The organism is Streptomyces synnematoformans, from assembly GCF_039531005.1.
GTDB classification, from domain to species: Bacteria; Actinomycetota; Actinomycetes; order Streptomycetales; family Streptomycetaceae; genus Streptomyces; species Streptomyces synnematoformans.
Genome location: NZ_BAAAPF010000407.1, coordinates 1 through 5,259 on the forward strand (window position 1 = coordinate 1; position 5,259 = coordinate 5,259).

Below are 5,259 nucleotides of genomic sequence, written 5' to 3' on the forward strand. Positions count from 1 at the left end.
CGCGGGCACGACGCTGCTCGCGGTGGGCGCGGGGGTGGCGCTGGCGCCGGGGTTCGGGGTCGCGTCGCGGGCGCGGCACCTGGCGTCCGGGGCGCGGGAGATCGGGCTGGCGGGGGTGGATTCCGTGCGCCAGGACGTCGATACGGGCGCGGACCTGCGGGCGGCGCTGGCGCTGGGGGTGGGGCCGCACACGGCGGCGGCGCTGGCGCGGCTGGCGGCGGGCGACGGCGTGTGCCGGTGAGCGCGGGCCGGTAGCCTGCGCTGCATGCAGGCCACAGCGTTCACGTACGACCCGCAGACCCGCAGCGGCAGCGTGCTCCTCGACGACGGCACGCCGCTGCCCTTCGACGGGGCCGCGTTCGCCGCGGGCGGCCTGCGGTTGCTCAGGCCGGGGCAGCGGGTGCGGATCGAGACCGAGGACGAGGGCGGGGAGCGCCGGATCGTCCTGGTGACGCTGCAGACGCTCTGACGCCGCGGGCCGGGCCCCGCGCGCCGTCCCCGTCCCCGTCTCTGCCGCTGCCGCTGCCGCTGCTGCCGCCGTCCGGCGGGGCGGCGCCCGGCCGGGCCCGGACATGCCGCGGGCCGGTCTCCCCGAGGGGAGCCGGCCCCGCTTGCGGACCCTGCGCCGGGTCCGTCACCGCTTCCTGGCAGTGGTCTTCTTGGCCGTGGTCCGCCGGCCGGCGGCCTTGCGGGCCGGCGCCTTCTTGGCGGTAGCCTTCTTCGCCGGCGCCTTCCTGGCGGACTTCTTGGCGGTGGTCTTCTTGGCGGTCGTCTTCTTCGCGGTGGCCTTCTTCGCCGCGGACTTCTTGGCCGTGGTCTTCTTCGCCGGCGCCTTCTTGGCCGTCGTCTTCTTGGCCGGCGCCTTCTTGGCGGGGGTGGTCTTCTTCGCCGTGGTCTTCTTGGCGGTGCTCTTCTTGGTGGCCTTCTTGGCGGCGGCCTTGGCGGTGGTCTTGGTGCCGCCGGACAGGCTGCCCTTCGGGGCCTTCTTCACCGCCGTGTCGTGCTTCGGCAGCCGCTTGGAACCGGAGACGAGGTCCTTGAAGCCCTGCCCGGCGCGGAAGCGCGGCACGGAGGTCTTCTTGACCCGGACACGCTCGCCGGTCTGCGGGTTGCGGGCGTAGCGCGCCGGCCGCTCCACCTTCTCGAAAGAGCCGAAGCCCGTGACCGATACGCGCTCGCCGGAGACGACCGCACGAATGATCGCGTCGAGTACGGCGTCCACGGCGTCGGCGGCCTGCTGCCGGCCACCCATCTTGTCGGTAATAGCTTCAACGAGCTGTGCCTTGTTCACGTCTTCCCCTTCGGAGGCATTGATTGCCGGAACGAAATGTTCAAGCCTTTTCGCACGTTAGGCAGATATATACCGCAAATCAAAGGCAAAACGTCTCTCATCACCCTTGTGTCGCAACGGACTCCCGCTACGACCGTGCGTCCAGCTCCCGCCGCAGGCGCTCCAGCCGCCTTGCGGCTCCGGCGAGATCGTGCTTCGCGGCACCCGTGATCGCGAGCAGGCGCCTTGTCAGCTCGGCGCGTTCGGCGTCCGTGACCGCCACCTCGCGCACCTTGCGGTGGGCCTCCTTCAGCCCGGCGGCGACGGCCTCGTAGAGCGCGAGTTGGCCGTCGGGATCCATGCGCCGATTGTGCCATCTGCGGTGAGTTGTCGCTCGGCGGCATGCCAACGCGGCGGCGTGCGAAACCCCGCGCCCGCCACCTGTCGGCGGCGGGCACGGGGTCGGTGTGCAGCGGAAAACCGCCGGTCAGCTCGGTACGGTCTGCGGTTTGAACGCCGACCGGGCCGCCTCGAAGGCGGCGATGTCGGCTTCGTGCCGAAGGGTGATGCTGATGTCGTCGAGGCCGTTCAGCAGCCGCCAGCGGGCGTTCTCGTCCAGCTCGAACGGCGCGGCGAACGCGGGCGCGCCGGGCGTGCCGCCGACGCGTACCTCCAGGCCCTGCAGGTCGACGGTCACCTCGGTCCGCGGGTCGGCCTCGACCAGCTCCCACAGCCGGTCGACGGCCGGCTGCGGCAGCACCACGGTCAGCAGACCGTTCTTGAGCGAGTTGCCGCGGAAGATGTCGGCGAAGCGGGACGAGACGACGGCCCTGAAGCCGTAGTTCTGCAGCGCCCACACGGCGTGCTCGCGGGAGGAGCCGGTGCCGAAGTCCGGGCCGGCCAGCAGCACGCTCGCGCCCCGGTAGGCCGCGCTGTTCAGCACGAACTCCGGATCCTTGCGCCAGGCCTCGAAGAGGCCGTCCTCGAAGCCGTCCCGGGTGACCTTCTTCAGCCAGTGGGCCGGGATGATCTGGTCGGTGTCGACGTTGCTGCGGCGCAGCGGCACGGCGCGCCCGGTGTGGGTGGTGAAGGCTTCCATGGATCAGACCTCCGCGGTGATCAGGTCGGCCGGGGAGGACAGCCGCCCGGTCACCGCGGTGGCCGCGGCGACCTGCGGGGAGACCAGGTGCGTACGGCCGCCCTTGCCCTGCCTGCCCTCGAAGTTGCGGTTGGAGGTGGACGCCGAGCGCTCGCCGGGGGCGAGCTGGTCGGGGTTCATGCCCAGGCACATCGAGCAGCCCGCGTGCCGCCACTCGGCGCCGGCGGCCGTGAACACCTTGTCGAGCCCCTCCTCGACGGCCTGCAGCGCGACCCGTACGGAGCCGGGCACCACCAGCATCCGTACGCCGTCGGCGACCTGCCGCCCGTCGACCACCGCGGCGGCGGAGCGCAGGTCCTCGATCCGGCCGTTGGTGCAGGAGCCCACGAACACGGTGTCGACCGCGATCTCGCGCAGCGGCTGGCCCGCGGTCAGGCCCATGTACTCCAGCGCCTTCTCGGCCGCGAGCCGCTCGCTGGCGTCGGCGAACGACGCCGGGTCGGGCACCTGCTGCGACAGCGGCGCACCCTGCCCCGGGTTGGTGCCCCAGGTGACGAACGGGGCCAGCTCGGCGGCGTCGATGACGACCTCGCGGTCGAAGACGGCGTCGTCGTCGGTGCGCAGCGTCCGCCAGTACGCGACGGCCGCGTCCCAGTCGGCGCCCCGCGGGGCGTGCGCGCGGCCCTCCAGGTACGCGAACGTCGTCTCGTCCGGCGCGACCATCCCGGCGCGCGCGCCGGCCTCGATGGACATGTTGCAGATCGTCATCCGCGCCTCCATCGAGAGCTTCTCGACGGCCTCGCCGCGGTACTCGATGACGTAGCCCTGGCCACCGCCGGTGCCGATGCGGGCGATGATCGCGAGGATCAGGTCCTTGGCGGTCACGCCGTCGGGCAGCTCGCCGTTGACGGTCACGGCCATGGTCCTGAACGGGGCCATCGGCAGCGTCTGGGTGGCGAGCACGTGCTCGACCTGGCTGGTGCCGATACCGAACGCCAGCGCGCCGAACGCGCCGTGCGTGGAGGTGTGGCTGTCGCCGCAGACCACGGTGGTGCCCGGCTGGGTGAGCCCGAGCTGCGGGCCGACGACGTGGACGACGCCCTGCTCGACGTCGCCGAGCGGGTGCAGGCGTACGCCGAAGTCGGCGCAGTTCTTGCGGAGGGTCTCCAGCTGGATGCGGGAGACGGGGTCGGCGATCGGCTTGTCGATGTCGAGGGTGGGGGTGTTGTGGTCCTCGGTGGCGATGGTCAGGTCGGTCCTGCGCACCGGCCGGCCCGCCTTGCGCAGGCCGTCGAACGCCTGCGGGCTGGTCACCTCGTGCAGCAGGTGCAGGTCGATGAAGAGAAGGTCGGGCTCGCCCTCCGCGCGCCGGACGACGTGGTCGTCCCAGACCTTCTCCGCGAGTGTCCTTCCCATCGCATTCCCATCGTCGTTGATCGCGAACTGCGCGTGCGTGAACGCGTGCCGGTGCACGGCGGCGCCACCCGTTCCCCCGTGCCGGACGGGGCCGGTCCCCACAGGGTGACGCGTCCGCCGGAAATTTGAACTTGCGTTTCACAGTGTGAGACGCGAGTATCGTTGCATGGACAACTCTAGCGGCGTCGGCGTACTCGACAAGGCGGCTGTGGTGCTGAGCGCGCTGGAGTCCGGTCCGGCCACCCTCGCCGGGCTGGTCTCCGCGACCGGTCTCGCCCGCCCGACGGCCCACCGGCTCGCGGTGGCGCTGGAACACCACCGCATGGTGGCCCGGGACATGCAGGGCAGGTTCATCCTCGGGCCCCGGCTCGGCGAGCTGGCGGCGGCGGCCGGCGAGGACCGGCTGCTGGCCGCGGCCGGCCCGGTGCTCACCCACCTCCGGGACATCACCGGCGAGAGCGCGCAGCTCTACCGCCGCCAGGGCGACATGCGCATCTGCGTCGCGGCGGCCGAGCGGCTCTCGGGCCTGCGCGACACCGTCCCGGTGGGCTCCACGCTGCCCATGAAGGCGGGCTCGGCGGCGCAGGTGCTGCTCGCCTGGGAGGAGCCCGAGCGGCTGCACCGGGGACTGCAGGGGGCCCGGTTCACGGCCACCGCGCTGTCGGGCGTACGGCGCCGGGCGTGGGCCCAGTCCGTCGGGGAGCGGGAGCCGGGCGTCGCGTCCGTCTCCGCGCCCGTACGCGGCCCGTCGAACCGCGTGGTGGCCCCCGTCTCGGTCTCCGGCCCGATCGAGCGGCTGACCCGGCACCCGGGGCGGATGCACGCCCAGGCGGTCGTGGACGCCGCCGCCCGGCTCACCGACGCGCTGCGCCGGGCGAGCTGACCGCCGCGGGCCGCCCGCGGCCCCCGGCCGCGGGCCCGTGGCGCACGCCCGGCGGGCGGCGCAGACAAGAATCCCGCCTCCGCCGAAGCGGAGACGGGACAGGTCCAGCAGGTACCCCCGACCGGATTCGAACCGGCGCTACCGCCTTGAGAGGGCGGCGTGCTAGGCCGCTACACAACGGGGGCCTTGGACGATCCCCTCCTCGCGATGGAGAGGACCTGTACCCCCGACCGGATTCGAACCGGCGCTACTGCCTTGAGAGGGCAGCGTGCTAGGCCGCTACACAACGGGGGCGAGCATCTGCAACTGCGTTGCGCTGGGGTACCAGGACTCGAACCTAGACTAACGGAACCAGAATCCGTCGTGCTGCCAATTACACCATACCCCACCAAAACACAACCCCCGTCGCGGGGGTGCTGTTCAGGTGGCCGCCGTTCCCGGCGACGGACAGAACATTACCCGATCGCGGACCGCACTCCAAAACGGGTTAGCGGAGCCGGGCCATGAGGGCGTGCTCGACCAGCGTGATCAGCGTCGACTTGGACTCCGAGCGCTGCCGCGCATCCGTCGTCAGGATCGGCGTCTCCGGCC

6 protein-coding genes, 3 tRNA genes and 2 pseudogenes are annotated in these 5,259 nt (G+C 72.3%); 3 read left to right on the top strand and 8 right to left on the bottom strand.

What is annotated here, in order from left to right; all coding sequences use genetic code 11:
- Positions 1-241, top strand: a pseudogene (locus ABD317_RS33125) (2-phospho-L-lactate guanylyltransferase); the annotation flags it as partial.
- A gap of 24 nt (positions 242-265) precedes the next feature.
- Positions 266-469 carry a hypothetical protein gene (locus ABD317_RS33130; RefSeq protein ID WP_027754992.1) on the top strand — a complete coding sequence of 68 codons (204 nt, stop codon included), beginning with the start codon at positions 266-268 and terminating at the stop codon, positions 467-469.
- Positions 470-634: 165 nt separating this feature from the next.
- Here the strand turns inward: ABD317_RS33130 and ABD317_RS33135 are convergent, their stop codons facing one another.
- From ABD317_RS33135 to leuC, 4 genes are all read right to left on the bottom strand, one after another.
- The gene (locus ABD317_RS33135) at positions 635-1,291 is read right to left on the bottom strand and encodes an HU family DNA-binding protein (RefSeq protein WP_344294952.1); all 657 of its coding nucleotides are present in this window, start codon (positions 1,289-1,291) and stop codon (positions 635-637) included.
- 127 nt (positions 1,292-1,418) lie between these two features.
- On the bottom strand, positions 1,419-1,631 hold the full coding sequence (locus ABD317_RS33140; RefSeq protein ID WP_344294954.1) for an SCO5555 family protein: 213 nt from the start codon (positions 1,629-1,631) through the stop codon (positions 1,419-1,421).
- A 126-nt stretch (positions 1,632-1,757) separates the two neighbouring features.
- Positions 1,758-2,369 (bottom strand): 3-isopropylmalate dehydratase small subunit, encoded by a 612-nt coding sequence (leuD, locus tag ABD317_RS33145; RefSeq protein ID WP_344294956.1) that lies wholly within the window; start codon positions 2,367-2,369, stop codon positions 1,758-1,760.
- A gap of 3 nt (positions 2,370-2,372) precedes the next feature.
- Positions 2,373-3,785 (bottom strand): 3-isopropylmalate dehydratase large subunit, encoded by a 1,413-nt coding sequence (gene leuC / locus ABD317_RS33150; RefSeq protein WP_344294957.1) that lies wholly within the window; start codon positions 3,783-3,785, stop codon positions 2,373-2,375.
- Positions 3,786-3,951: 166 nt separating this feature from the next.
- On the opposite strand from leuC, the gene ABD317_RS33155 reads away from it, so the two are divergent.
- Positions 3,952-4,668 (top strand): IclR family transcriptional regulator, encoded by a 717-nt coding sequence (locus tag ABD317_RS33155; protein WP_344294959.1) that lies wholly within the window; start codon positions 3,952-3,954, stop codon positions 4,666-4,668.
- Between the two features lie 112 nt (positions 4,669-4,780).
- Here ABD317_RS33155 and ABD317_RS33160 read toward each other — a convergent pair.
- The 4 genes and pseudogenes from ABD317_RS33160 to ABD317_RS33175 all read right to left on the bottom strand — a co-directional run.
- A tRNA-Glu gene (locus ABD317_RS33160) sits at positions 4,781-4,853 on the bottom strand.
- A 36-nt stretch (positions 4,854-4,889) separates the two neighbouring features.
- Positions 4,890-4,962, bottom strand: a tRNA-Glu gene (locus tag ABD317_RS33165).
- Between the two features lie 22 nt (positions 4,963-4,984).
- A tRNA-Gln gene (locus tag ABD317_RS33170) sits at positions 4,985-5,056 on the bottom strand.
- Between the two features lie 99 nt (positions 5,057-5,155).
- A pseudogene (locus tag ABD317_RS33175) lies at positions 5,156-5,259 on the bottom strand (ATP-binding protein); the annotation flags it as partial.